Origin of the sequence: Acidithiobacillus marinus, assembly GCF_002847505.1 — a bacterium.
In the GTDB taxonomy this organism is placed as follows: Bacteria; Pseudomonadota; Gammaproteobacteria; order Acidithiobacillales; family Acidithiobacillaceae; genus Acidithiobacillus; species Acidithiobacillus marinus.
The window spans coordinates 74,697-98,609 of the sequence record NZ_MXAV01000034.1 but is presented as its reverse complement, the minus strand read 5'-3'; the positions used below and the strand labels follow the sequence as shown (position 1 = coordinate 98,609).

Sequence of the window (23,913 nt, the reverse complement as noted above, 5' to 3'; positions counted from 1 at the left end):
ACAGCATCCGCTCCCTTGGGCCATAATGCGCGAAATCACTGCTTGAGACGCATATGACTTTTCAGGAAATCATCCAGCGGCTTCAGAGTTTCTGGGCCGCGCAGGGTTGCGTGCTATTGCAGCCCATGGACATGCCCGTCGGAGCGGGTACTTTTCATCCCGCTACCTTCCTGCGCGCTATCGGCCCTGAACCATGGCGGGCGGCTTATGTGCAGCCTTCCCGTCGTCCCACCGACGGACGCTACGGCGACAATCCCAATCGTCTCCAGCATTATTATCAGTTTCAGGCTGTTCTCAAACCCAACCCGATGAATTTGCAGGACCTGTATCTGGATTCCCTGGCGGCACTGGGAATTGACCCGAAGGTTCAGGACATCCGCTTTGTGGAAGATGACTGGGAGTCTCCCACTCTGGGCGCCTGGGGTCTGGGCTGGGAAGTCTGGCTGAATGGCATGGAAGTGACTCAGTTCACCTATTTTCAGCAGGTGGGCGGTCTGGATTGTCACCCGGTGATGGGTGAGGTGACTTATGGTCTGGAGCGTCTGGCCATGTACCTGCAAGGGGTGGAAAGCGTCTACGATCTGGTCTGGACTCCGGGAGTGCTCTACGGAGATGTTTTTCACCAGAATGAAGTGGAGCAATCCCGCTACAATTTTGAGATGGCTCCTGTAGAAGATCTTTTTCAGCGTTTTGATCGCGCTGAAGCCGATTGCCGTTCGCTCCTGACCAGCAAGCTGCCCTTGCCGGCCTATGAACGGGTTCTCGAATGCTCCCATACTTTCAACCTCCTGGATGCCCGGCATGCCATTGGCGTCAACGAACGCGCCCGTTTTATCGGTCGGGTGCGTGGCCTGGCCAAGGGAGTCGCGGAAATTTATGCCGAAGCCCGGGCCGAACTGGGCCATCCCCTGTTGCGGAGTGCCTGATGTCAGCCCATGAAAAAGCTCAGCGCGAAGATTGTCTTCTGGAAATCGGCTGTGAAGAACTTCCCGCCCGCGAACAGCTGACCCTTCGGGATGCTGCCGCTGCGCATATGGCTCGCCTGCTGGATGAAGCCGGACTCGAATGTGGTCAGATTACCGCCTATGTCACCCCCCGACGTCTGGCTTTATGGATTCAGGATCTTGCCCTGCACAGCCATCCCCGGGAAAGCATCCGCCGCGGCCCTCCAGTAGAGAGGGCTCGAGATGCCGACGGAAAAATCACTCCCGCAGCCGAAGGTTTCGCCCGCTCCTGTGGTGTAAGCTTCGCCGATTTGCACACCCTTGAAACAGAGAAAGGTCCAGTGCTGGCCTGGCGGGAAATCGAAGCTGCCCGCAGTAGTGACAGCCTGCTCCCGGAAATTGCCAGCCAGACGATTGCCGCCCTGCCCTTACGCAAGCGCATGCACTGGGGATCCCGTCAGGACAGCTTCCTGCGTCCGGTACGTTGGCTGCTTTTACGTCAAGGACAGCAGGTGCTGGATTGGCAGGCCTTTGATCTGCAAGCTGGAGGCGTAAGCTTCGGCCATCGGGTCCATCATCCTGAAGCCATCCTCATCCCGCAGCCCTCAGACTACGCCCAGGCACTGATGCAAGGCCAGGTGATGGCGGATTACGACCTGCGCCGCCAACATATTGCCCACAAAATTTCCGCCATGGCCGAAGACCTGGGGGCTACCCCCATATTACCTCCCGCCCTACTGGATGAAATCACTGGGCTGAATGAGTGGCCGGTGATCCTGTTGGGCGGCTTTGCCGAAGATTACCTGCGGATTCCCGAAGAAGCGCTGATCACCGTGATGATGCAGCATCAACGCTATGTTCCGTTACGTGGCGAAAATGGCCAACTGATCGCCCAATATGTGTTTGCAGCCAACTTGCACAGCCAGGATGCGCAAGTGGTGATTCATGGGAATAACCGGGTATTACGTGCTCGCCTCGCCGATGCCGCTTTTTTCTGGGACCAGGACCGCCAGAAATCATTGGCCGAAAGACTTCCCGAGCTGAAACAGGTCCTTTTTCAGGAGGGGCTGGGCAGCATTTACGACAAAACCCTGCGTCTGCAAAAACTGGCCCGGGCCTTAAGTCCGTTCTGTCAGGTCAATGCGGATGATCTGGAACGGGCCGCTGCACTCTGCAAAAGTGATCTGCTCTCCGGTGTGGTCGGAGAATTTCCCGAACTGCAGGGTATTATGGGCGGACATTACGCCCGTCATGACGGCGAAAAAGCCGAAGTCGCGGCGGCCATTGGTCAACATTACCTGCCCAACGGTCGCGATGATGATATCCCGTCCAGTCGAGCCGGTCAGTGTCTGGCCATTGCCGACAAGCTCGATACCCTCTGCGGCTTTTTTGCCATCGGCAAAGTCCCCAGCGGCGACCGGGATCCCTTTGCCCTGCGCCGGGCTGCATTGGGCATCTTGCGCATTATGCTCAATGCCGATTTAATCCTGCATCTGGATACCGTCGTTGACCTGACACTGGAGACTCTGGGGCGCGCCATCGTCAAAGATCCTACGGCAGTTCGCAGTGCCGTACTCGACTTTTTCCAGGACCGGATACGCGTCTATTTCAAGGAAGAAGGTTTTCGCGGTGACCAGATCAACGCCGTACTCAGCCGCCAGCCCTATCAGATGGTCGACGCAAGACAACGCCTGGAAGCTCTGTCGGATTTTCTTGCCAACCATCCCTCTGCCGACGCCCTTACGGCACTGATCAAACGCATCAATAACCTGCTCCGTAAAGAACATCAGGAAGTGACGGGCGAGCCCGATCCGCAATGCTTCGAAGATCCCGCCGAAAGACAGCTCTGGACGCACTGGCAAGCCATGGCCGAATCCGTGCATACCCATCTGCAACAAGGACATTATACCGGAGCTTTGGATTTGCTGGCTGGATTACGACCCTCCGTTGACCAGTTTTTCGATCAGGTCATGGTCATGGCGGAAAATCCCGAAATCCGGCAAAACCGGCTGGCTCTGCTGTCTCGACTACAGGATAGTTTTCTGGGCATTGCCGACTTTGCGCAGCTTCAGGGCTCCTGATGGCGCAATGGGTGATTCTCGACCGTGACGGCGTCATCAATGAAGACAGCAATGCCTTCATCAAGTCTCCCGCAGAATGGCGGCCTATTCCAGGCAGCCTGGAGGCTATTGCCCGCCTCAACCGGGCGGGATATCAGGTAGTCGTGGCCACCAACCAGTCCGGAGTGGGTCGCGGGCTCTTCGACATTCGCACTCTCACCGCCATCCATCAGCGTATGCGGCAGGAACTGGCCGTTTTTGGGGGACGCATTGAAGCGATTTTTTTCTGCCCCCATCTGCCCGACGCCGGATGCCAATGCCGCAAACCCCTGCCGGGCATGTTCCAGCAAATAGCCGAACGCCTGCAGATTTCCTTGGACAATGTGCCCGCCATTGGCGACAGCCTCCGCGATCTTCAAGCAGCCCGGGATGCTGGCGCAAAACCCATACTGGTACTCACCGGAAAAGGCCAAAACACCCGTCAGGATGCCGAACTGGCTGGATACCCGATTTTTCCGGATCTGGCGGCAGTGGTGCATGCCTTGCTGGGTGCGGCTTGATACAAACGCTGCGCAGCGGCATTTTTTACGGCGGCTTTACCTTATGGACGCTGATCTGGGCCTTTTTTACCCTGCTGACCGTCCCCATGCCACTTTCCGCACGGGTCTGGGCCAGCCGCCTCTGGGCCCGGGTTGCGGTACACTGGCTCGGCCTCAGTTGTGGTTTACATTACCGGATCCGGGGCTTGGAAAATATTCCTGACACCCCCTGTGTGATTATTGCCAATCACCAATCGGCCCTCGAAACTCTGCTTCTATGGTGTATTTTTCCACGCCTTTCCTATGTGCTCAAACAGGAACTGTTCCGCATCCCCATCATTGGCTGGGGTCTGCGCCTGGCCTGGCCCATCGGCATTGATCGCAGCGCGGGTCGCCAGGCTTTGGTACAGGTCATGGAAGAAGGCAAACTGCGCCTGACAGCCGGGTTTCATGTGGTTATTTTTCCCGAAGGTACGCGTTATCCCTGTGGTGAAGTCGGCCCTTTCAGCAGCACGGCAGCCGGGCTGGCCTTACGCGCAGAAGTGCCCTTGCTGCCCATTGCCGTCAACAGTGGCTGCTTTTGGGCACGCAATGACTGGCGCAAAAAGCCTGGACAGGTGGAAGTACAAATTGGTCCAGCACTGCCTCCCAGCGGAAAATCGGCAGCCCTGACCCAGGCCGCCGAAAACTGGATCCGCGCCACCGTCACGCAGATGCCAGGCGCGCCTGCAAAGCCGTAACCACCTGCTCGGCTATGGGTATGCCCGTGGTCTTTTCAACGCCTTCAAGACTGGGGGTCGGATTCACCTCCAGAACCAACGGATTCTGATCAGCATCCGCCATCAGATCCACGCCGGCAAAATCCAAGCCCAGAGCTACAGCGGCTTTCCGCGCCACCTCCGCCCAGGTATCCGGTAGATCAGAGCATGCCCGGGCACGACCACCGCAGTGCAAATTACTGCGAAAGTCCTCTGCGACAGACTCCCGGACCATGACGGCAATCACTTCACCATACAAAACAATCACCCGGACATCCTGGCAACCGGGTAAATACTGCTGAATCATGGCCTCATGCTGAAGGCTCAGAAAAGTATCCAGCATGCCTCGCGCCGCCATGGGTGAATCCGCCAGACTGACACCGACCCCTTGGGAACCCTGCAGGAGCTTGTGAACCAGAGGAGTTCCCAGCATTTCCAGCGCCGCTTCCCGCTGTCGTGCATCGGTGAAATACAGGGTCTGCGGAACAGCTACCTCGGCAGCCACCAGAACCTGCAAGGATGCAAATTTATCCCGCGCCAATTGCAGGGCCCCGGCCCCATTCAGGCACAAGGTTCCGGCTCCGGCAAAATAGCGCAGCAATCGTGCACCCAAGGCAGTAATAGGCCCGCCGATTCGCGGGATGACAGCGGCGCAATGCGGAAGGACTTCGCCATTGGCATATACCGCTGCGTGCTTGCCATTCAGGGACAAAATACATTGCTCCGGGGCGAGGAGCAGCGGTTCCATCCCCGCCGCAGTAATCGTCTGGAGCAGTCGCTGAGTGGAATACAGATTTCCGAAGCGCGACAAGACCACGATTTTGGTATTTACCGCTGTCATCAGGATGCTTCAGCGCGAAAGCTCAGCAAGGGCAATTCACCATGGGCAATGGATCTTTCGATGAAACCCGCCCGCCCCGGGTTTTCCTGTTCGAGCCGATTTCGGGCCCGGGAGTTTTCACCACAAATGGCCGCAAACAGCACCTCCAACTCCAAAGGATTCACCCGCAAGCTCCCAAAGGGATTTTCTCGATTCGCCGGACGCCAGAATAAATTGGGTAACCACCCCTTACCCTGTACCAGAGGATGCTGATAAAGCCGCTGACATAGCTCTGCAATCTGTTTTTCAGTCTGTCCTTCTTGTGTATTTTCCATTGATTGTCCTGGATCCTTGTTGTGATTGAGTAAATGTGCCGCTGCTCGCGCCAGCGCAGCAGATCTCGCCGTGCATCATAAATCTTCTCCCTTGGCAACGGAATTATTGTGGAGCATAATAGTCAACAATATAAACAAGTAGTAATGTTTATTCGTAATAGCTGGCCATTCGGCCAAGGAGCACAGCAATGAGCGACAACAACACGCAGCAAGGTCTGGCGGGACACGGCGCTTTTTTTCAGGACACCAACCTGTCGGCGAATGAAGCGGAAGCGGCCACGGCCTGGGTCCGCAGTCATGTAGACCGGCGCACCATGGATCTCGGTGAGCGCATGGACGACATTCGCGAGCACATGTGGGAGCTGGAAAAAGAAGGCGAAATCATTGTTCATCGGATCACCGATGATCACAAACCCATCGAAGTAGATACCCTCTATGGTTGGAAAAAGCGGGTCCCCACCAACCAGCTCTGGCATCACAAGAGCTGCGGACAGTGTGGCAATATCCCCGGCTATCCCACCAGCCTGCTCTGGTTCATGAACCATTTTGGCACCGACTATCTGGACGAAACCGACCAGACCTCGTGCACTGCCTGGAATTATCACGGCTCCGGCATCGGCAACGTCGAATCCCTCGCCGCCGTATTCCTGCGCAACTTCCATCAGGCCTATGTTTCCGGTAAGCAGCACGGCTACGAGAATGGCCACTTCTATCCCCTGGTGCACTGCGGCACCTCCTTCGGCAACTACAAGGAAATTCGCAAGTATCTGGTGGAATCTGCCGAACTGCGCGAAAAGGTCAAAAAGATTCTCGGCAAGCTCGGGCGTCTGGTGGATGGCAAGATCGTCATTCCCGAAGAAGTCGTGCACTACAGTGAATGGCTGCATGTCATGCGCAACCGCATCGCCAGCGAACTGCAGACCATCGACATGAGCAACATCCGGGTGACCACCCATGCGGCCTGCCACTACTACAAGATGGTTGCGGAAGACGCCATTTACGACAACAGCATTCTCGGCGGCAACCGCACGGCGGTCGGCACCTCCGTTGCCCAGGCCCTGGGTGCTCAGGTCATCGACTATTCCACCTGGTATGACTGCTGTGGCTTCGGCTTCCGGCACATCATTTCCGAGCGCGAATTCACCCGCAGCTTTACCATGAATCGCAAGATCAAGGTCGCCCGGGAAGAAGCCAACGCTGACGTCATGATTGGTATCGACACCGGCTGTATCACCACCATGGACAAGAACCAGTGGATCGGTAAGGCCCATGACATGAACTACAGCATCCCGATCATTGCCGACGTGCAGCTGGCCGCCCTGGCCTGCGGTGCCGATCCCTTCAAGATCGTCCAGCTCCAGTGGCATGCTTCACCCTGTGAAGATCTGGTGGAGAAAATGGGCATCAGCTGGGACAAGGCCAAGGCCGACTTCCAGGAATACCTCAAACAGGTCGAGCAGGGTAACGTGGAATACCTCTACAACCCTGAACTCGCCACTAACCAAAATATCAACATGAAAGCCGAGGCGTCTGCCTAAGATATTGGTTGATCGCTCCGACAATGAACCCCGCAATCTGCGGGGTTTTTTATGTGCATAGGAAATCTATCCGGGCATGGAATACTTCAATCTCCAAAAAACTCCCCTTGCCCCACCATTTTCGAGTATGCTTAGGCACACTCGCCCCAACAAGCGATACTATTTCCCGATTTAACAGGAGGAAGACCGTGGATAACAAGGCTCTCAATACTCGTTGTGTAGAACTTTTCCAGAATCCCAATGTTCGCCTGCGCATGTGGAACGCGCGGATGTTCTGGCATGTCGGTGATCAGATGAATGTGGCACCCGCCGCCCTGACCGACCCCAAAGTCGATCCCTGCGAGCTGGAAGTCATGCTCAGCGCTGCCGCCCTGACCGATTCGGAATGTGCTGCCGAACTCGACAAAAAAGAGCCTGGCCGCGTGGCCTTCATCCAGCGTCAGGTGCGCGAGGGAATGCGTCCCTTGTTGCGCCCTGTCAATAACGCCTAATAAATCGTGCACCACAGTCTGGAGTGAAGACAATATTCACTCCAGCAACTGGTTGATCTGAGCGGCACAAATAAAATCATTATCGGTAATGCCTCCCACGGCATGGGTCTGATACCGCAAGCGACAATAAGCATAGCCCAGTTCCATATCCGGATGATGGTCCTCCCGATCAGCAATCCAGGCTACGGCGTTGACGAAAGCCATGGTCTCGTAAAAATTCCTGAACTGAAAATCCCGACATAAACAGGCATTATCCAGCCGCCATCCGGGAAGCTCCTGGAGCCGTGTGAGCAACAATGCATCCGGGATCTTTGCCACCCCGCCTTCGCAAGCCTGACATTTTCCCTTACGTAAATCACTGGGCATTATCTCCTCCTTTTTGGCAAAATGACTGCCGGGTTGTATGCTTACACCCAGTTTAGTGCTTTTTCAGGTGTTGATCATGTCCAAAAAAATGTCGCCCTCACCCTTGCAGACGCCCGATGGCAGTACCCATATCCTGCTGCACTCCTGCTGTGCCCCCTGCGCCGGGCCGATCATGGACGATATCCACAAGGCCGGTATCGAATATACGGTGCTGTTTTATAATCCCAATATCCACCCTCAGGCAGAGTACGAATTGCGCAAGGAAGAGAATATTCGTTATGCGGAAACCTTGGGCGTGCCTTTCATTGATCTCGATTATGACAAGGACAACTGGTTTGCGCGCGTTAAAGGCCTGGAATGGGAACCGGAACGGGGTGAACGCTGTACTGCCTGTTTCGACATGCGCTTTGAACGCTCGGCACTATATGCAGCAGAGCACGGTTTTACTGTATTCACGAGCACCCTCGGCATTTCACGCTGGAAAGACATGCAGCAGATCAATGCCTGTGGAGCCCGGGCAGCGGCCCGACACGCTGACCTGCAATACTGGGATTACAACTGGCGCAAGGGTGGGGGCAGCGCGCGGATGATTGAAATCGCCAAGCAGGAACAATTTTATCAGCAGGAATACTGCGGCTGCGTCTATTCATTACGTGATACCAATTTACATCGCCTCAGCCAGGGCCGCGAAAAAATTCTGCGCGGCATCAAATTTTACGGCAAGGACACGCGCCCTCAGGAAGAGGCTGACAAGGACTTCAACGGCATCAATAATATATAACGGTTTCCGGGCCCCAGCATCTCGAACAAGGGGTAATGCAAGGGGATACCACGGGCTTTCCCCCAGTCCGCCAGCGCCGAATACGCCTTCCACGAAGCTATAGCCGCATTGGCAGTCACTTTTACTCTGGCGACATCCTGCGCGGGCCACTCGCCCCGCAGCCACCCTGCCGGGGTTTCACTGCCCGCATCTACCAGATAGCCTAATCGGGCTTTGACCAGGGCATCGCCACCGCTACCCTGCTCGCTTTCCATCAGCGTCATTTCGGTATGATCGCGCCAACTGGCTGGCAACTGCGGAGCCAACTTGCCTCTGGTTTTGACCATCTGCCGATACGTACCCTGAAAATTCTGGTAGATATACACATGCGCCATCCCCTGTTCTTCATGCACCGCTGCGCTCTGAAAAACTCCCAGCCACCACAAGGTACCCAGCACCAGCAGCACAAATACCACAAGCGGCCCCGCCCAACCCCGGCGCCAATCACGTTTCGGGGCTTGTCTCATCTCTGCCATGTGCGTACACCTCTCTAAAATAGTCCCAGGAGAATCCCGGGCCAGGATCCCATTTACGGCCGGGGGCAATATCCGCGTGACCCACGATGCGCTCTGGGTGGATCGCCGGAAAAGGTCCCTGCAAATCTCTGGCTAAAGCCGCCAGACGGCGATATTGCTCTGGCAAGAAGCGCGTGCTTTCGCTGCCTTCCAGCTCAATACCCACACTATAGTCATTACAGGCAGTACGCCCCTGCCAGGAAGATACGCCCGCATGCCAGGCCCGATCCCAAACACTTACATGCTGCCAAAGCCGTCCATCCCGTTCAATGAAAAAATGGGCAGACACGCGCAAGTCGCGCAACTGTTGGTAGTACGGATGCCGATCAAAATCCAGACAGCCCGTGAAAAATCGGGGAACCTCACCACTGCCAAATTGGTCCGGGGGCAGGCTGATGGCATGCACCACCAAGAGATCCACGGCGACACCAGCAGGACGTTGATCATAGTAGGGGGATGGCGCTGCAAGTGCCTGGGCATACCAACCATCTGCATTCCAAGGGTGCCCGGGATTTGCCATCAAGGCAGCTCTTCAGGGGGGAGATCCGCATGAGCATCCAGCCACTGCTCCAGGGCATGGACCCGCGCTTCTACCTGAATTGGCCGTTGATACTGCCCATCCCGAAACCAAAACAAGGCGGGCAAATGGTACACCTCAAACTCCTGGGTAATCCCCATGTCCACCCCCGCATCAATTTCCCAAACCTGGAGATTGGCACGCTGCTCTTCCAGTTTGGCCAGAAGCTTTCGCCAGATGCGACAGGAATGACATCCCGCAGAGCTGAAAAACAATACCACTTCGCCCCGGGTTTCTGCCATGCGCTGCCAAAATCCCAGCTCAGAAACCAACTCCATATATCGCTCCTTCTCCATGCGTGCTGAACGCAGCGCTCGCCCGCAATAAGCACTTGAAAAATGAAAACCACCCAGACTGTCTGGATTCTACCTGCAATATTGGTTACAGTTCAGCATTGATATTGCAATAAAATGGATTACCGCATGTATAGTTTCACATCTTAACTGCAACCGCTCAAACATGAATCTCCACAATGCCTGAACCTGACAGACTGAACCTGCGCGCGCGCCTTCCCCCACGCTCAGGCCTGAATCTCTTCGACTTTCAAAGAGCGTTTCTTTTTGGGGGGGAAAGCTCCGGCTTCATGGATCCTGCCGATCTTTGCCGAAACCATCCTGCGGAAGCCATTCTCTATGGTGAAGAGGAAGAGGATGAAGGGCATTCCTTTATATTTTCCCGTTGTGAGGATTCACAACTTCTGTTTCTACCCCAAGCACCCCTTCTAGAGCTCCCCTATTCAAGAACTTTGGTTTTTTTGGACAGCCCAAGCTCAATTGCCACTTTTTTTTCAAACTTTCTCTCAGTGGATATCGACTTCTATCGATTCGATCACCCAAAACTGATTCAGTGGCGAAAAAAACGCAATAAAAACCGCTTGCTGCTGAATACAGAACTTACCATATCACGGCGTAATGGCAGGCAGGTTCTCGCGCGATTATATGACTTCAGCATGTCCGGAATCGGCTTTCAAACCAATGTAGTGGACTTCTCAGATGGCGAACTGATTCTGGTTGAATTCATGACGGAGCATTGTGGCACTTATGAAAGTGCGGCAACGATTGTCCGTCAGGAAATCAACCTGCATCAAAATCACAAGACCTTTGCTGCTGCGCGACTGGTTCCAACCAAAGCGCAACGTGCCAATATGGAACGTATATTTATCTGCAGCCTGAAGCAGGATCGCACTTTCGCGCACTTAAACCATATTCATGAGGCATCCATATCTCCCGAGCCCTTGATTGCAAAGAAGCATCAAAGCGATGGAGAGCCTTTAGTTTCAGCGACCCCCTCACCACCAAGGCATTATTACTCACTGGACAATCGCCCGTCAGCCACACAGGCCAGGCCACAGGAACAGCAATCTCAGTTTTATGGTTTTGCCGCTGCAGATAAACGCCTGGTACAAGAAACAGAACATCCGCAACAACAGCAAGCTAAAACGATGGACCAGCAACAGATCATTGCCACAGATCTGCCAAGCATGACCACAACGGCTCCTCGGGAAACAGAGATCTCAGCGGAACCAGAGCAAAGCCCCACTCATCAAGAGTCCAATCGTGATCATCAACAGCTTGAAAAAGAAACCAGAGCCGACTTTTCTGCGGAAGATATAGAGGTTCCGCCATTGATTGCAGATGTCTTTGAAGTACTCCCACCCCCCCCCTTGAATCTATGAGCCACTCTCGCGAGGACAGCATGAGCGACGAAGAACAGTTACAGCAACAGCCCGTTTTGGTAAATCCACATCCCGTTTCCAATCACCCAGCAACAACCTTCGGTTCTCAAGATATACCGGTTTTGCGCAAAACCGCCAAACAGGGCTCTGGCAAAACCATTGTCCCGCAACTGAATCACGAACTGGCCATGGTGCTTTCTCAAAAAGGCGCCCTACATCTTGAACGTTATGAATTTCACCAGGCCATCGAACAGTTTCGCCGCGTGATTGAGATGACCAGCCCGCAAGAAGAAGCCAACCACACTGATAGCTTCAGAACCTTGTCACAGCAGGAGTTACAGGCAATCGCCCTGCGTGGCGAGGCGGAAGCCATGCACGCCTTGGGACAAGACGAAGATGCTGCTGCATTAGTTCAACAGGCCCTGAGTTTGCTCCAGACATACCCAGGGGCGGAAGTGGGAGACATGCCCGACTGGACCCAGAATCTAGCCCTTAGCCTGCTGACACAGGCAAAGATTCTGCAGGACCGGGATCTCGCCGATGCCGAAGTCGACTACCGTCGCGCCCTGGAACATCTGGACGCAGTAATCACCAAGCTGGACACGCAATGCCCACCACAAATTCGTTTGCGCATGTCAGTCGCACTGGCAGGCTTCGCAGAGCTGTTTCTGATGCAAGAACAAAGCAGCGATGCCTTGTCCCTGATTGATCGTGCTCAGGCTGTTCTCCAAGACAGCACTGAAGCTCTAGAACTCCATAAATTATCCGACTGGCGTCTGCAATTTGCCCGACTACAGGGGCAACGCTGCCAGGCTTTGCGTATTCAAGGTCAATTACAGGCGGCGACACAGCACAATCGTGAGGCGGAAACGGAGCTGGCGGCGTTGCAGGAGCAATTCCAGGAACAGGACATGCCAGCACTGGTGGTCCAAGCAGCGGTCAACCTGAATGAGCAGGCACAAATATTGGCCTGTACCAGCCGTCATGAACAGGCTGTTGCCCAACTGAGCAGCGCCGTCAGCATTCTCGGCAATTTACAAGAGCGACTACATGAAAATTTTGGTCCACATTTACAAATAATGCTGGCAAGAACCCATCTTCAGCGTGCCAGTTCCGAGCTGAGCATGGGACAGGCCCATCGTGCAGAGACTTCATGCCAGCAAGCCAGACCCATTCTCGAAAAACTTCATAACCAGGAATACACTGCCCATTCAACGGCCTTAGTACAAACCTTGGCCGAGAGCCTGGTCCTGCAGGGGAAAATATTTACACATCTTGGGAATTCCCAGGCTGCCATGGAAACATTCGATCAGGCAGCCAACTTGCTTTCGGCATAAAATCCGGACAGGGTTTATTGGCGTTATCGGCCCCTTCATCGGGGCTGATCCGCTTAAAGCTGCGGGTGTTGCCGCTCCTGAGGGCCGCGCAAGCGATTCATGGCGGAAAGATAGGCCTTGGCGCTGGCCACGACAATGTCCGTGTCAGCACCCTGACCGTTGACGGCACGACCACTCCCGTCCTGCAGGCGAACTGTCACATCACCCTGGGCGTCCGTGCCAGTGGTAATGGCATTGACCGAATACAATAGTAAATGAGCCTCGCTATTCAAAAGGCTTTCCATGGCCTTGAAGGCCGCATCCACGGGGCCGCCGCCCACTGCCTTGGCGGTTTTGGCGACGCCATCCACCCACACTTCCACGGTCGCCTCGGGATGTGTGCCCATTTCCGAGCAGACCCGCAAATAGCCCAGACGATAATGTTCAGCCTGCTCTTCCTGCAAATCTTCATTGACCAGGGCCTGGAGATCTTCATCAAATACTTCCGCCTTGCGGTCGGCAAGGTCCTTGAAACGGGCAAAAACCTGATCCAGGGTGTCTTTGTCCAGGTGAATGCCCAAAACCTCCAGACGGGCGCGGACGGCCGCTCGTCCTGAGAGTTTACCCAGGGTCATGCGGTTTGCGGACCAGCCGACATCCTCAGCACGCATGATTTCATAGGTCTCACGATGTTTGAGCACACCATCCTGATGAATACCGGACTCATGGGCAAAAGCATTGGCGCCGACAATCGCCTTGTTAGGCTGAACCGGAAAACCGGTAATGGTCGAAACCAGTTTACTGGTGGCGACAATCTGGCTGGTATCAATGCGCGTATCACAACTGAAAACGTCCTGGCGAGTGCGCACCGCCATGACGATTTCTTCCAGGGCAGCATTACCAGCCCGTTCTCCCAGACCGTTGATGGTACATTCCACCTGGCGGGCACCATGCTGCACGGCCGCAAGGGAATTGGCCACTGCCAGTCCCAGATCATTATGGCAATGTACGGAAAATATGGCTTGATCTGCGTTGGGAATCCGCTGCCGCAGGTTGCCAATCAGCTGGCCAAAGCGATCGGGCAGGTTATAGCCGACCGTGTCGGGAATATTGATGCTGCGCGCCCCGGCCTGGATCACCGCTTCAATGACCCGGCAGAGGAAATCCTCTTCGGAACGCCCCGCGTCTTCGGGAGAAAATTCCACATCATCGCAATATTGTCGCGCCAGCTTGACCGCAGCCACCGCACGCTCCAGCACCTCGTCGGGTCGCATACGCAACTTGGATTGCATATGAATGGGACTGGTAGCAATAAACGTATGAATACGCGCCGCATTGGCCTCTTTCAGCGCCTCACCCGCACGGCGGATATCCTCCTCCCGTGCCCGTGCCAGACCACAGATTCGACTTTCCCGCACATTTCGGGCAATGGCCTGCACGGCGGCGAAATCCCCGGGACTGGCGACGGGAAAACCTGCTTCGATGACATCCACCTGCAGGCGTTCCAGGGCCTGGGCAATCCGCAGCTTTTCTTCCCGGGTCATGGAGGCTCCCGGTGACTGCTCGCCATCACGCAGGGTGGTATCAAAAATGATCAAGTGTTCTGTGGACGTCGTCATGTTCTTCCTCCCGATCTGATGGGAGATTGTAACCTGCTATGCGATTTTCACGAAGACCACTGCAGGATAACTGCTCATCCGCTCAGGAACCACGTCGTAACCAGCGGTACACCGTTCGTTCACTCACGCCCAGAATTTCGGCAACCCGACGACGATTCCCCCGATATTGACGTAACAAGCCATCCAGATCATCAGGTTGACCGCCATTGCGCAGCGCTGTCGGGCGAATGACAGAATCATTCACTTCATCAGATACGGATAGGTGTGATACCGCCTTGGGCTGGGGTAACTCAAAATCCAGATGACTCGCCTGAATAACCGGCCCATCGGCCAAAGCCGCCGCTTTTTGCAGAATATTCCGCAACTCCCGAACATTGCCTGGAAAATCATAGGCAAATAAACGTTTTTCTGCTTCTTTCGAGAGCGACCATTGCCCTCCCCAACTTTTTCCGATGCGCTCCAGCAGCACCGAAGCTATGCCGGGAATATCTTCTCGACGCTCCCGCAAGGGCGGCAGATCGATGGTGATAGCGGCCAACCGATAATATAGATCTTCACGGAATTGTCTTTGCCCTGCCATTTCCAGCAGATTGCGATTCGTCGCCGCGATGATACGCACGTTCGCCTGCAAGGTTTCCGCCCCCCCCAGACGCCGAAAGGTACCTGTTTCCAGAACCCGTAATAATTTGGCCTGCATGCTCAGCGGCAACTCACCGACTTCATCCAGAAACAGGGTTCCCCCATCCGCCATTTCATAAAGACCACGCTTGCGCCCCAAACAACCGGTAAAAGCGCCTCTTTCATGACCCAGAATTTCACTTTCAAACAAGGTTTCCGGAAGGGAGGCACAATCGACGGTAATAAAGGCTCCCGCAGCCCGGGCGGAAAACTGGTGCAGCGCGCTGGCGGCCAGTTCTTTACCGACGCCGCTTTCCCCGTACAGTAAAATACTGGCATCGGTGCGGGCAGACATTTCAATGTGATGCAAACATTTCAGAAAGGCCGGAGAACGACCGACCATGCGCATTTCTCCGCAGGTAATTTCATCATCCTGGTGGGGAAGACGAATAATCTCCTCACCTAAATAGGTATTGCCGTCCTGATCTTTTATAGCATGACCACGAATACGCACGTGTTCCGCATGATTCTGATGGTCATAATGAATATGCCGCACTTCGTGGGCCTCGCCCGTCGTGAACACCGCTTGATGGGGACAATCCTCACCGCGCATATGACAAGGGACCGGCGAATGATGGGAAATTTCATGACAGCAACGCCCTAATACCTCATCGGCTTGCATACCATAGGCTTCCTGATAAGCGCGATTGGCCGCAATGATCCGATAGTGCTCATCAATTAAAACCATGGGATTTTGCTGGATGTTCAAAACACTTTGTACATCCAGCCCGAGGGCAGGCTTGGACTTTTGGGTGGACTTGTGTCCTAAGGAAGAACTGGGATTACGATTTCGCATATCCATCATTTGCCTCGGTGCCTGGTCGGCTTTTGTCATATATTTACGATATAAATAGGTATTTGCAAATAATACGCATCCTCTCTCTGCTTGGATGCATGAAATTTTTTATCAGGATAGCCAAATTATATTTATTTATAGGCGGCAGTTATTGGTTCTGTCATGCCCATGTCATGACATGTCATGACATGATTCATAAGCCCCCGGGTTAAATACCACAGTCAAACGTTCAATCAGATTATTATTATTTTTTAACTCAACATAGGAATGAAACGTTTAGCTTAAAAAAAACAGTCCCGATGTATATCTGGCATATTTACTGCTACCCAATTGGCATTCACTACCAAGAGGAATCTCTATGTCTGGCATGTATATTATTTGCTTGAGCGGTGAGCGCGAAAAGCTGCAGTTTGCGGCGATGGCGGCTTCGGTAGCCGCTGTATCTGGGACTGATGTCCATATTTTTCTGTCCATGAATGCCTTCCCCTACTTCATTAAAGGGCATAGCAAGGAAGCGCCGGCCGAAGGCAAGTTGGGAGAAGCCATGGCGGAACGCAAAGTGCCTCCCTTCTATCAGATTTTCGAACAGGCGGTGGAGCTGGGAGATGCCAAAATCTGGGCTTGCTCCATGGCCATGGATGTCCTCGGTGTCAAAGAGGACGGCATGGAAGAGATCGTCGCAGGTCCTCTTGGACTGACCAAATTTTTCAGCGATGCCGAAGGCGGTCAGATTCTGACTTTCTGATGTTTTGTTGATGATATCCCCATAACCAACAGCGCGAGTAAGGAGTAGCACATGAGTGAACGCGTCGTAGATGCCCGTGGCAGCTTTTGCCCCGGTCCACTGATGGAACTGATTTCCAACATGAAAATGATGCAGGTGGGCGATACCCTGGAGCTGTTATCCACCGATGCCGGTTCCGCAGCTGATGTTCCAGAGTGGATCAAAAAAGTCGGGCACGAAATGGTAGACACTGAACAGGATGGCGAAGGGACCTGGCATATCCGGGTTCGCAAGGCCAAGTAAAAACAATCACAGGGTCAAACAACCCAAGGAGTGTGACATCATGAGAATTCTGGTTGTAGGTGGCGGTATGGGCGGTACCATTTTCGCGAATCACTTGGCCCGGCGTATTCACCATGAAATGAAAACCGGCAAAGCACGCATTACCATGTTGTCAGCCAGCCATGAGCATGTGTATCAGCCGGGCTGGCTCTATGTAGCTATGGGGCGCGCCACTCCCGACGAGCTGGTCCGGGAGCAGCAAAGCCTGCTGGAGCCAGGCATTGAATTTCATGTGGACCCCGTCGAAGAATTTCATCTGGCCGAGAATCACGTCAAGTGCAAAAGCGGGAAGGTTCATGAATATGACCTGATTGTCATTTCGACCGGCTCGCGGCCCTTGCCCGAGAAAATCCCCGGCCTCAAGGAAAATTCCATCAACTGCTACACTGCCGACGATGCCGTGGAATTCTTCAAGCAACTGTCGGACTTCAAGGGTGGCCGCATTATGATTACGGTGGGCCTGCCCCACAAGTGCCCGATGATTCCCCTGGAAATCACTTTTGCCATGCACGACTTCATCAAGGATCGCGGTCTGCTGGATAAAACGGAATTCTACTACACCTACCCCATCGGTCGCGTGCACAGCCTGGAAAATGTCGCCAAGTGGGCCGCACCGGAATTTGACCGGATGGGTATCAAGTACGAAACCCTTTTTAATATGAAGGAAGTGGACGGTAAAAACGCGGAAGTGTTGAGCGAGGAAGGGGGTGCCGTCAAATATGATCTGCTGGTAGCTGTACCTCCCCACAAGGGTCAGGAGGTCATCGAGAAAAACGGCCTGGGCGAAAATGGCTGGATTCCCACCAATCGTTCTTCCCTGCACATGGAAGGCGAACATGGCAAAAATGTTCTGGTTCTCGGCGATACCACCAATCTACCCATCAGCAAGGCGGGTTCCACCGCACACTTTGAGGCAGAAACGGCTGCCGAGAATGTGGCGGCAGTCATCAAAATGGGGCGGCCGGTAAAAAGCTACGATGGCAAGGTGTTTTGCTTCATCGAGGCAGGCAAGGATCGGGCAACTTATGCCATGTTCGATTACAAAACGCCTCCTCAGCCCAAGGCACCTACTGGTGCTGTTCACGCTTTCAAGATGTCTTATAACAAACTCTACTGGGCGACTGCCCGTGGTTTACTCTGAGGAGGTGACATATGGCTGCAGTCATGGCAGAAACTTCTCAGGATGAACTGCAACGTGCCCAGGATGCACTGGTGCATCTGGTGCAGAACGGAGATCTGGAGCGAATTGTGCAACTGGCGCGCCTCAGTGGTGCAGCAGCGGACTCCATGAGTGATGAGATGGTTGGCCGCTTAGCTGGCTTGGCCAGTGATGGTCTGGATCTGGTGGATCAGGTGACCCGCAGTCAGGTAGCCCGTGCCCTGCCGACCATCAGCTCCCTGGTGGAAAACGGGGATCTGGAGCGCATCGTGCATCTGGCCCGTCTCAGTGGTGCCGCTGCCGATTCCATGAGTGATGAAATGGTCGGACGTCTGGCGGGTCTGGCCAGTGATGGTCTGGACTTACTGGATCGGGTAAATCGCAGTCAGATTGCCAATGCCCTGCCGGCCATCTCGGCACTGGTGGAAAACGGGGATCTGGAGCGCATTGTGCATCTGGCCCGTATGGCCGGAGCGGCCGGTGACTCCATGAGTGATGAAATGGTATCCCGTCTCGCTTCTCTGGCCACTGATGCCATGTGTCTCCTGGACCGGGCAACACGAACCGGGGTCATGGACCGGCTGCTCGGCGTCGCTGAGAAAATGGACCAGGATCATATTCTCACCGATTTCCTGCATTGCCTCAGCGGTGCCACCGAAGAGGCCGCTAGTGCTCCTGCCCCCAAGGGCGGCATTGGCGGCCTGTGGGAGATGATGAAAAAGCCCGAAACCCAGCAAACCATCCAGTTCCTCATGCTGGTCGGCAAACACTTCCGCTCCTGCCGACTGAAACACTGATCAAATAATCTTTTTAAAGCGTTCTACTCGCCCCGCTTGCAGCCCCTGATGTTGAGGGGCTTTTTTATATCTGCTGATTAATCGGAAATGGGTGTGTAGGCAAAACAATAACCATGGGGACTGATCTTTCCAGCGACCACCTTGCAGGTACCGTCCACCTTGGGTGATGCTCCAGGTACAAAATGCGTGCAGTTACAGCACATATCTTTCCCGCTGGGATGATTTTGATAACTCACGGAGCTTTTACTTTGCAAACTATCCGCAGTTCCCGCATGGGCCATTGAGGAAAACACCAAGGGGGCGACAGCAACAGTGGCAGCTATTTTTCCGGTGGATTTCAACCATTCACGACGATTCATGGATTTCATAACACATTCTCCTAGATAATAAAAAAGAGGCTGTTAGGCCCACTAAGGTATACGGAATATCTATCCGGATAGATGCAAAATTTCAAAACCGGCGGCAAAAAAATCTCATTAAATTTGTCTGAATGAATATAGTTATGGCAGCCGCGCCTTTTCGCTGAAATCATCCCTGATTCAGAACATGAAGATTATGAGAAACAGGCTTCATGCCAATCAAATCACGCGGAAAAATCACTTTTCTCTTACCGACAAGGGGGATGGATAAACTGCTGAGTTCAGCCGAGAGCAGGTTGATGTGAATCTGCAAAAAAGCCTTGTAGACAAATTCCGTACAATACAATGTCCGGTCATCCTCCAGGTTATAGAGATCATCAAAAGGAATCTGCGCTTTTACCTGTTTCTGACACCAGCGAAACAGGTTTTGACACTGAGGTTCCACGAGGGAGATCGGTACATATCCCACGCTCACTGCCCGTTCTGCTGCAGAAAATTCTGCCAACCTCCCCACCCGCACACCTCCATGGGTACGTTCCGTTGACGGCACACTTTCAAATAACGTGCCGCCAACCATGAGCCCCACATGCGTCCAGGGTCCACGGTCCTTGAGGCGCACCAGACGCGCCTCCACTCCCAGCCCCTCACGAACCAGCAGATAAGCAGTCAGTCCACACTCACGAACCATTTTCCGTCTCGTCGCAGCATTTGCAGGGTCGTATCTCTTGGGGCCCCTTTTTTGGGAATCAACTGAATAACAATCGTCGCATGCTCTACGCCATTGACCAGGGTGTGCTCATTTTTGACTATCTTGGCTTCTTTCAATCCTCCATCAGCCTGCAGACGTTGATAGGTAGCCATCACATAGCCATTGACCTTCGCTTCTTCAAGACGCAGGGCATAAGGCTGTGCAGAGTTATGGATTTCCGGTCCCCAATACACCAGCTTGTCGACTTGCTGAATATCTCCTTTTGCCATGCCATGCACAAAATGCATCGCTACATTTTCCGGACCCGAACTGTTAAACAGTCCACAGGCAGCAATACTAGTTGACATGCCTGCCAAGATCATGATTTTCAGGAATTTCCGCACGCTATATTTCTCCTTCAGACAATTTTTTACCCCAAAAATCAACAGGCAATACCTGAAGCTGTATTGCCTATATCAGTCTCCTGAAGTTTAATGGAACAGCAGATTATTGTACGGTTTTGCGCACCTTGATACTGGAATTGATTTCTACACGTTGATTCATGAATCGGCCCTTGGCGGTCGCATTGCTGGCCACCGGATCCAGATAGGAATGACCTTTGGTCACAATCCGTGAGGCATTTACCCCGTGGGCTTCCAGATAACCAGCGACACTCTGTGCCCGTTCCTCGGACAGTTTCTGATTGTAGGCAAAACTCCCGGTTTTACTGCAGTAACCATTCACATCCAGCACCGCATCCGCATGTTTGTGCGCAAAATCAGCCACCTGATCCAATACCGCAATATCATGGCTGATCAGCCGGGAAGAATTGGTCTGAAAATTGATTCCGGTGATGGTAATAGGTTTGCTTTCCAGAACCGTATGTTGCACGGGCGCAATCTTCGGTGCCGGAGCAGGTTTGGCTGCGGGAGCCGCCGGGGCCGCCGGCGGAATGCCCGGTGCACAGGCAAAAGGATTGGTTCCACAACCAGCGGCAGCCAATACAACCGCTACAGCCAGGGTATGTTGATATATTTTTTTCATGAGACATCTCCTTAGTAGCTACTTTTTGGGCTGATAAACTGTATTTACAACAACGGATACCGGTTCTCATAAAATAGGCCCCATCCGGGATGGAGCCTGAAGTTCCCGATTTTGCTAGCGGGAGGAGGAGACTACAATGAACATTTTATCGCGTCATCCGCTGGTCAACCCAAGGGGCCATTGGCGGTCACAATTTGCGGTTCCATGGAAGCCAGGATGGCAATCAGGTAATTCTGGGCGGCCATCGGAATCCGGCGGGTTTGCATGGCATTCATCATATCCTGGGCCAGATAGTTGAATGCGGATTGGGTAATATCCATGCCTTGATGCACTTTGCGCATGCTCGGCCCGGTATACTTACAGGGTCCACCCACAGCCATACAGACCTGTTGCACCAGTTGATATTTTAGTTGCGGAATATTTGCATGAGCAAAGTAGTAATTGATATGAGGATCGGCGGCCACATTACCCACAAAAGTATTGATGAGCGCCGTGATACCTGCTTTACCGCCATACTGGGCATAATAATCCTGCGCCGATGCCGTCGAAATCCCCATCAGGGAAACTGCCGTCAAACCTGCCGCCAGAGCAACACCCTTGCTGATGGCCGACAGACGGGAAGAAGTACGTGCAAACATATTAAACTCCTCGTAATTGGGTGAGATCAGAAACTGGTGGTCAGAGACAGATACAGGCCGTTCTGGTTCTTTTCCGTAGCAATAGTACCGAGATCCACATAAGCCGCAGTCAGAGAAAGCTGTTTATAGGGGAACCAGGCCACGTAGACGTCTTTCCAGGCGCTGGTCTTGGATACGGCATTCCCCAATGTACTGAAATTCCCGGCCCCGCTGGACGGTGCAATCAACTGGTTTTGGGGCATTCCCCGATATTCGGCGCCCAATACCACATGACGATTCAGGAAAACGCCTACCGATGCCGCCGGAACAACCTTATAACGCATACCATTGACGCCGCCAAAACCCAACAGCCCTTGCTGGTTAGCGTTGGTCACATCAATATTCACGTCTGCCAAGGTCGTTAAACCAAACAAACCATTGAGCCATACTTTGGTAGCTGACAAATAATAACTGACACCATTACGTTTCACATGCAACGTATCTGCTAAATTTTTAGGCATTTCATTGTGGTGAAAGTCCACGCCAACGGATACTTGAGGTTCCCACCAGTTTTGGTCATAGACGATGTTGCCAAAAAGTCTGACTTTCAGGCCAACAATATCCTGATTCAAATCATAATTGCTGCCAAAAAATGCTGGTCCGCTCAATCCAAGAGCCGCGGAAGTGGTGGATGTTCCCAAAGGAACCGGCTTTCCACTCACGACGCTGAGAATACGATGATCCAGTGTTTGACCGGTATTACCTAAACTGAATCCCTGCCGAGCAAATGACACTTCAATGCGATTAAATATTCCGACTGATGCACCGTAAGCATTGAGATTATAATTATTCAGTAATACGTGAGAATAAAAGGCTGTGGCGCCTATCTGCTGATTCGTACCATAACCGGAAATCACGGCCCAGGGGTTGATACCACCACCAGCAGCACCGTCCACTGCTGTTACGGCACCTGTACCCAGGATACGACCCTGGCCAAACAAACAGGAAGATCCTATAGCTGCACTAGCTGCAACTGGAGCCAACCCACCAAGCGCACAAGCCATCGCCACGATAACTACTTTTGTAGCAGGTGACTTCGCAGTCTTACTTTTCATTTTCATACCTCCTCCTAGCCGTTAAGCGATTCTTGAATGTTAAAAAAACATTCATGGTCACAAAAGCAAGAAAGAGGCCAACATGAAAAACAGCCAAAGAAAATCGTAAATTTATATATAACTATTTGTTATTTAATTATAAACATAAAATTCGCCTTGTACTTCATTCTGGGTACTGACTATCCTTAATCATGACACGTCATGACATCTGCTAGCGCGCGTCATGACAGATTTCACTTACTGATCGATTATTTGGACGTTCACTCATCCATAAAAAAACCGGTGCCAGACGCGCTGGCACCGGTTCCATCACTAACTCAATATGATGCGTTATAGCATAAGAGCTTCTTTTTTTTCTTCCAGCATTTGTTCAATGCGCGGTCCGAGAATAATTTCCATGGCAAAGCCCATTTTGGTTCCCGGAACCACCAAGGTATTAGCACGGGACATAAAACTTCCGGGAATCATTTGCAGCAAGGTCGGAAAATGCTCGAGCTTGTGATCCCTAAAGCGAATAACCACCATGCTTTCATCGGGAGTCGGAATATCCCGGGCAATGAAAGGATTGGAGGTATCCACCAGCGGTACGCGCTGGAAGTTGATATGGGCCCGTGAAAACTGGGGAGTAATATGGTGAATATAATCCGGCATACGGCGCAGAATCGTGTCGACAATGGCTTCCGCAGAATACCCGCGCTGAGCATTGTCACGATGAATTTTCTGGATCCATTCAAGATTTACCACCGGAACTACACCCACCAGCAAATCCACGTAATTTGCTACATCCACATCTTCAGTTTTTACACCACCATGCAGGCCCTCATAAAAAAGCAGATCTGTACCAGAGGGTATATCCTGCCAGGGCGTAAAGGTTCCAGGCGCACTACCCCGCAACTCAGCCTCTTCCTCATCGTGCACATAATAACGCAGCTGCCCGTGGCCGGTTTCTCCATAGCTCCGAAACAAACGTTCCAGAGCCTCAAAGTCGTTACCTTCCGGTCCAAAATGACTGATGGTTTTCCCCTCAGATGCCGCTTTGGCAATAGCTTCACGCATTTCCGCCCGGTTGTAACGATGAAAACTATCCCCTTCAATAATGACCGGATTGACTTGCACACGCCTGAAAATATCATGAAAGGCATGTTTGACCGTGGTGGTACCCGCCCCGGAAGAACCGGTGACCGCGACAACGGGATATTTCTTGGACATGGTATGAACCTC

General features: G+C 53.1%; 28 protein-coding genes. 13 read left to right on the top strand and 15 right to left on the bottom strand.

Annotated elements, in window-relative coordinates; translation table 11 throughout:
- The first annotated feature begins 53 nt into the window (after positions 1-53).
- The 4 genes from glyQ to B1757_RS08515 are packed head-to-tail and all read left to right on the top strand — an operon-like array spanning position 54 to position 4,283.
- A complete protein-coding gene (glyQ, locus tag B1757_RS08530) occupies positions 54-926 on the top strand; it encodes a glycine--tRNA ligase subunit alpha (RefSeq protein ID WP_101537907.1) in 873 nt (290 codons plus the stop codon).
- Complete coding sequence (gene glyS / locus B1757_RS08525) at positions 926-3,025, top strand: glycine--tRNA ligase subunit beta (protein ID WP_101537906.1); 2,100 nt, start codon at positions 926-928, stop codon at positions 3,023-3,025. Before glyQ ends, glyS begins: the two co-directional genes overlap by 1 nt.
- Positions 3,025-3,564 (top strand): D-glycero-beta-D-manno-heptose 1,7-bisphosphate 7-phosphatase, encoded by a 540-nt coding sequence (gmhB, locus tag B1757_RS08520; RefSeq protein WP_101537905.1) that lies wholly within the window; start codon positions 3,025-3,027, stop codon positions 3,562-3,564. The genes glyS and gmhB overlap by 1 nt, the downstream gene beginning before the upstream one ends.
- A complete protein-coding gene (locus B1757_RS08515) occupies positions 3,561-4,283 on the top strand; it encodes a lysophospholipid acyltransferase family protein (protein ID WP_101537904.1) in 723 nt (240 codons plus the stop codon). Before gmhB ends, B1757_RS08515 begins: the two co-directional genes overlap by 4 nt.
- Here B1757_RS08515 and B1757_RS08510 read toward each other — a convergent pair.
- Both B1757_RS08510 and B1757_RS08505 read right to left on the bottom strand, forming a co-directional pair.
- Entirely contained in the window at positions 4,249-5,142 is an 894-nt protein-coding gene (locus B1757_RS08510; RefSeq protein ID WP_101537903.1) for an ATP-grasp domain-containing protein, read from the bottom strand. The two genes, B1757_RS08515 and B1757_RS08510, sit on opposite strands and share 35 nt — an antisense overlap.
- Entirely contained in the window at positions 5,142-5,456 is a 315-nt protein-coding gene (locus tag B1757_RS08505; RefSeq protein WP_101537902.1) for a hypothetical protein, read from the bottom strand. Before B1757_RS08505 ends, B1757_RS08510 begins: the two co-directional genes overlap by 1 nt.
- 188 nt (positions 5,457-5,644) lie before the next feature.
- Here B1757_RS08505 and B1757_RS08500 point away from each other — a divergent pair, with 188 nt between their 5' ends.
- Both B1757_RS08500 and B1757_RS08495 read left to right on the top strand, forming a co-directional pair.
- The gene (locus B1757_RS08500; RefSeq protein WP_101537901.1) at positions 5,645-6,994 is read left to right on the top strand and encodes a heterodisulfide reductase-related iron-sulfur binding cluster; all 1,350 of its coding nucleotides are present in this window, start codon (positions 5,645-5,647) and stop codon (positions 6,992-6,994) included.
- A 188-nt stretch (positions 6,995-7,182) separates the two neighbouring features.
- Positions 7,183-7,485, top strand: a complete 303-nt coding sequence (locus tag B1757_RS08495; RefSeq protein WP_101537900.1) for a hypothetical protein — start codon at positions 7,183-7,185, stop codon at positions 7,483-7,485.
- A gap of 36 nt (positions 7,486-7,521) precedes the next feature.
- On the opposite strand, the gene B1757_RS08490 is transcribed toward B1757_RS08495, so the two are convergent.
- Positions 7,522-7,851 (bottom strand): 4a-hydroxytetrahydrobiopterin dehydratase, encoded by a 330-nt coding sequence (locus B1757_RS08490; protein ID WP_101537899.1) that lies wholly within the window; start codon positions 7,849-7,851, stop codon positions 7,522-7,524.
- Between the two features lie 76 nt (positions 7,852-7,927).
- Between B1757_RS08490 and B1757_RS08485 the strand changes: the two genes are divergently transcribed.
- Positions 7,928-8,632, top strand: coding sequence for an epoxyqueuosine reductase QueH (locus tag B1757_RS08485; RefSeq protein ID WP_101537898.1), 705 nt, complete (start codon positions 7,928-7,930; stop codon positions 8,630-8,632).
- On the opposite strand, the gene B1757_RS08480 is transcribed toward B1757_RS08485, so the two are convergent.
- From B1757_RS08480 to B1757_RS08470, 3 genes are read right to left on the bottom strand one after another with little or no spacing between them, the layout of a single operon-like run.
- Complete coding sequence (locus tag B1757_RS08480; RefSeq protein ID WP_101537897.1) at positions 8,587-9,147, bottom strand: hypothetical protein; 561 nt, start codon at positions 9,145-9,147, stop codon at positions 8,587-8,589. The genes B1757_RS08485 and B1757_RS08480 overlap by 46 nt on opposite strands.
- A complete protein-coding gene (gene ampD / locus B1757_RS08475) occupies positions 9,116-9,706 on the bottom strand; it encodes a 1,6-anhydro-N-acetylmuramyl-L-alanine amidase AmpD (protein WP_101537896.1) in 591 nt (196 codons plus the stop codon). The genes B1757_RS08480 and ampD overlap by 32 nt, the downstream gene beginning before the upstream one ends.
- Positions 9,706-10,041, bottom strand: a complete 336-nt coding sequence (locus B1757_RS08470; RefSeq protein ID WP_101537895.1) for a thioredoxin family protein — start codon at positions 10,039-10,041, stop codon at positions 9,706-9,708. The genes ampD and B1757_RS08470 overlap by 1 nt, the downstream gene beginning before the upstream one ends.
- Before the next feature lie 194 nt (positions 10,042-10,235).
- On the opposite strand from B1757_RS08470, the gene B1757_RS08465 reads away from it, so the two are divergent.
- Entirely contained in the window at positions 10,236-11,438 is a 1,203-nt protein-coding gene (locus B1757_RS08465) for a PilZ domain-containing protein (protein ID WP_101537894.1), read from the top strand.
- Between the two features lie 20 nt (positions 11,439-11,458).
- Positions 11,459-12,775, top strand: a complete 1,317-nt coding sequence (locus tag B1757_RS08460; protein ID WP_101537893.1) for a tetratricopeptide repeat protein — start codon at positions 11,459-11,461, stop codon at positions 12,773-12,775.
- Between the two features lie 53 nt (positions 12,776-12,828).
- Here B1757_RS08460 and B1757_RS08455 read toward each other — a convergent pair whose 3' ends face one another.
- On the bottom strand, positions 12,829-14,373 hold the full coding sequence (locus B1757_RS08455) for a 2-isopropylmalate synthase (RefSeq protein WP_101537892.1): 1,545 nt from the start codon (positions 14,371-14,373) through the stop codon (positions 12,829-12,831).
- Between the two features lie 82 nt (positions 14,374-14,455).
- Positions 14,456-15,739 carry a sigma-54 interaction domain-containing protein gene (locus tag B1757_RS08450; RefSeq protein WP_438263620.1) on the bottom strand — a complete coding sequence of 428 codons (1,284 nt, stop codon included), beginning with the start codon at positions 15,737-15,739 and terminating at the stop codon, positions 14,456-14,458.
- Between the two features lie 475 nt (positions 15,740-16,214).
- Between B1757_RS08450 and B1757_RS08445 the strand changes: the two genes are divergently transcribed.
- The 4 genes from B1757_RS08445 to B1757_RS08430 are packed head-to-tail and all read left to right on the top strand — an operon-like array spanning position 16,215 to position 18,869.
- On the top strand, positions 16,215-16,592 hold the full coding sequence (locus B1757_RS08445; RefSeq protein WP_253253786.1) for a DsrE/DsrF/DrsH-like family protein: 378 nt from the start codon (positions 16,215-16,217) through the stop codon (positions 16,590-16,592).
- A 51-nt stretch (positions 16,593-16,643) separates the two neighbouring features.
- The gene (locus B1757_RS08440; protein WP_010637198.1) at positions 16,644-16,874 is read left to right on the top strand and encodes a sulfurtransferase TusA family protein; all 231 of its coding nucleotides are present in this window, start codon (positions 16,644-16,646) and stop codon (positions 16,872-16,874) included.
- 40 nt (positions 16,875-16,914) lie between these two features.
- Complete coding sequence (locus B1757_RS08435) at positions 16,915-18,054, top strand: NAD(P)/FAD-dependent oxidoreductase (protein ID WP_101537889.1); 1,140 nt, start codon at positions 16,915-16,917, stop codon at positions 18,052-18,054.
- 11 nt (positions 18,055-18,065) lie between these two features.
- Positions 18,066-18,869 (top strand): helical membrane plugin domain-containing protein, encoded by an 804-nt coding sequence (locus tag B1757_RS08430; RefSeq protein WP_101537888.1) that lies wholly within the window; start codon positions 18,066-18,068, stop codon positions 18,867-18,869.
- A gap of 77 nt (positions 18,870-18,946) precedes the next feature.
- Here B1757_RS08430 and B1757_RS08425 read toward each other — a convergent pair whose 3' ends face one another.
- The 7 genes from B1757_RS08425 to B1757_RS08395 form a co-directional block, all read right to left on the bottom strand.
- A complete protein-coding gene (locus B1757_RS08425; protein WP_101537887.1) occupies positions 18,947-19,237 on the bottom strand; it encodes an iron oxidase in 291 nt (96 codons plus the stop codon).
- A 160-nt stretch (positions 19,238-19,397) separates the two neighbouring features.
- Positions 19,398-19,916, bottom strand: coding sequence for a YiiX/YebB-like N1pC/P60 family cysteine hydrolase (locus tag B1757_RS08420; RefSeq protein ID WP_101537886.1), 519 nt, complete (start codon positions 19,914-19,916; stop codon positions 19,398-19,400).
- Positions 19,895-20,320: a hypothetical protein gene (locus B1757_RS08415; protein ID WP_101537885.1), complete on the bottom strand. Its 426-nt coding sequence runs from the start codon at positions 20,318-20,320 to the stop codon at positions 19,895-19,897. The genes B1757_RS08420 and B1757_RS08415 overlap by 22 nt, the downstream gene beginning before the upstream one ends.
- 103 nt (positions 20,321-20,423) lie before the next feature.
- Positions 20,424-20,960 carry an OmpA family protein gene (locus B1757_RS08410; protein WP_101537884.1) on the bottom strand — a complete coding sequence of 179 codons (537 nt, stop codon included), beginning with the start codon at positions 20,958-20,960 and terminating at the stop codon, positions 20,424-20,426.
- Between the two features lie 164 nt (positions 20,961-21,124).
- Positions 21,125-21,598, bottom strand: a complete 474-nt coding sequence (locus tag B1757_RS08405) for a group I truncated hemoglobin (protein WP_101537883.1) — start codon at positions 21,596-21,598, stop codon at positions 21,125-21,127.
- A 26-nt stretch (positions 21,599-21,624) separates the two neighbouring features.
- Positions 21,625-22,698: a DUF3034 family protein gene (locus B1757_RS08400; protein WP_101537882.1), complete on the bottom strand. Its 1,074-nt coding sequence runs from the start codon at positions 22,696-22,698 to the stop codon at positions 21,625-21,627.
- Positions 22,699-23,022: 324 nt separating this feature from the next.
- Positions 23,023-23,901 (bottom strand): phosphoribulokinase, encoded by an 879-nt coding sequence (locus tag B1757_RS08395; RefSeq protein WP_101538042.1) that lies wholly within the window; start codon positions 23,899-23,901, stop codon positions 23,023-23,025.
- Positions 23,902-23,913 lie beyond the last annotated feature (12 nt).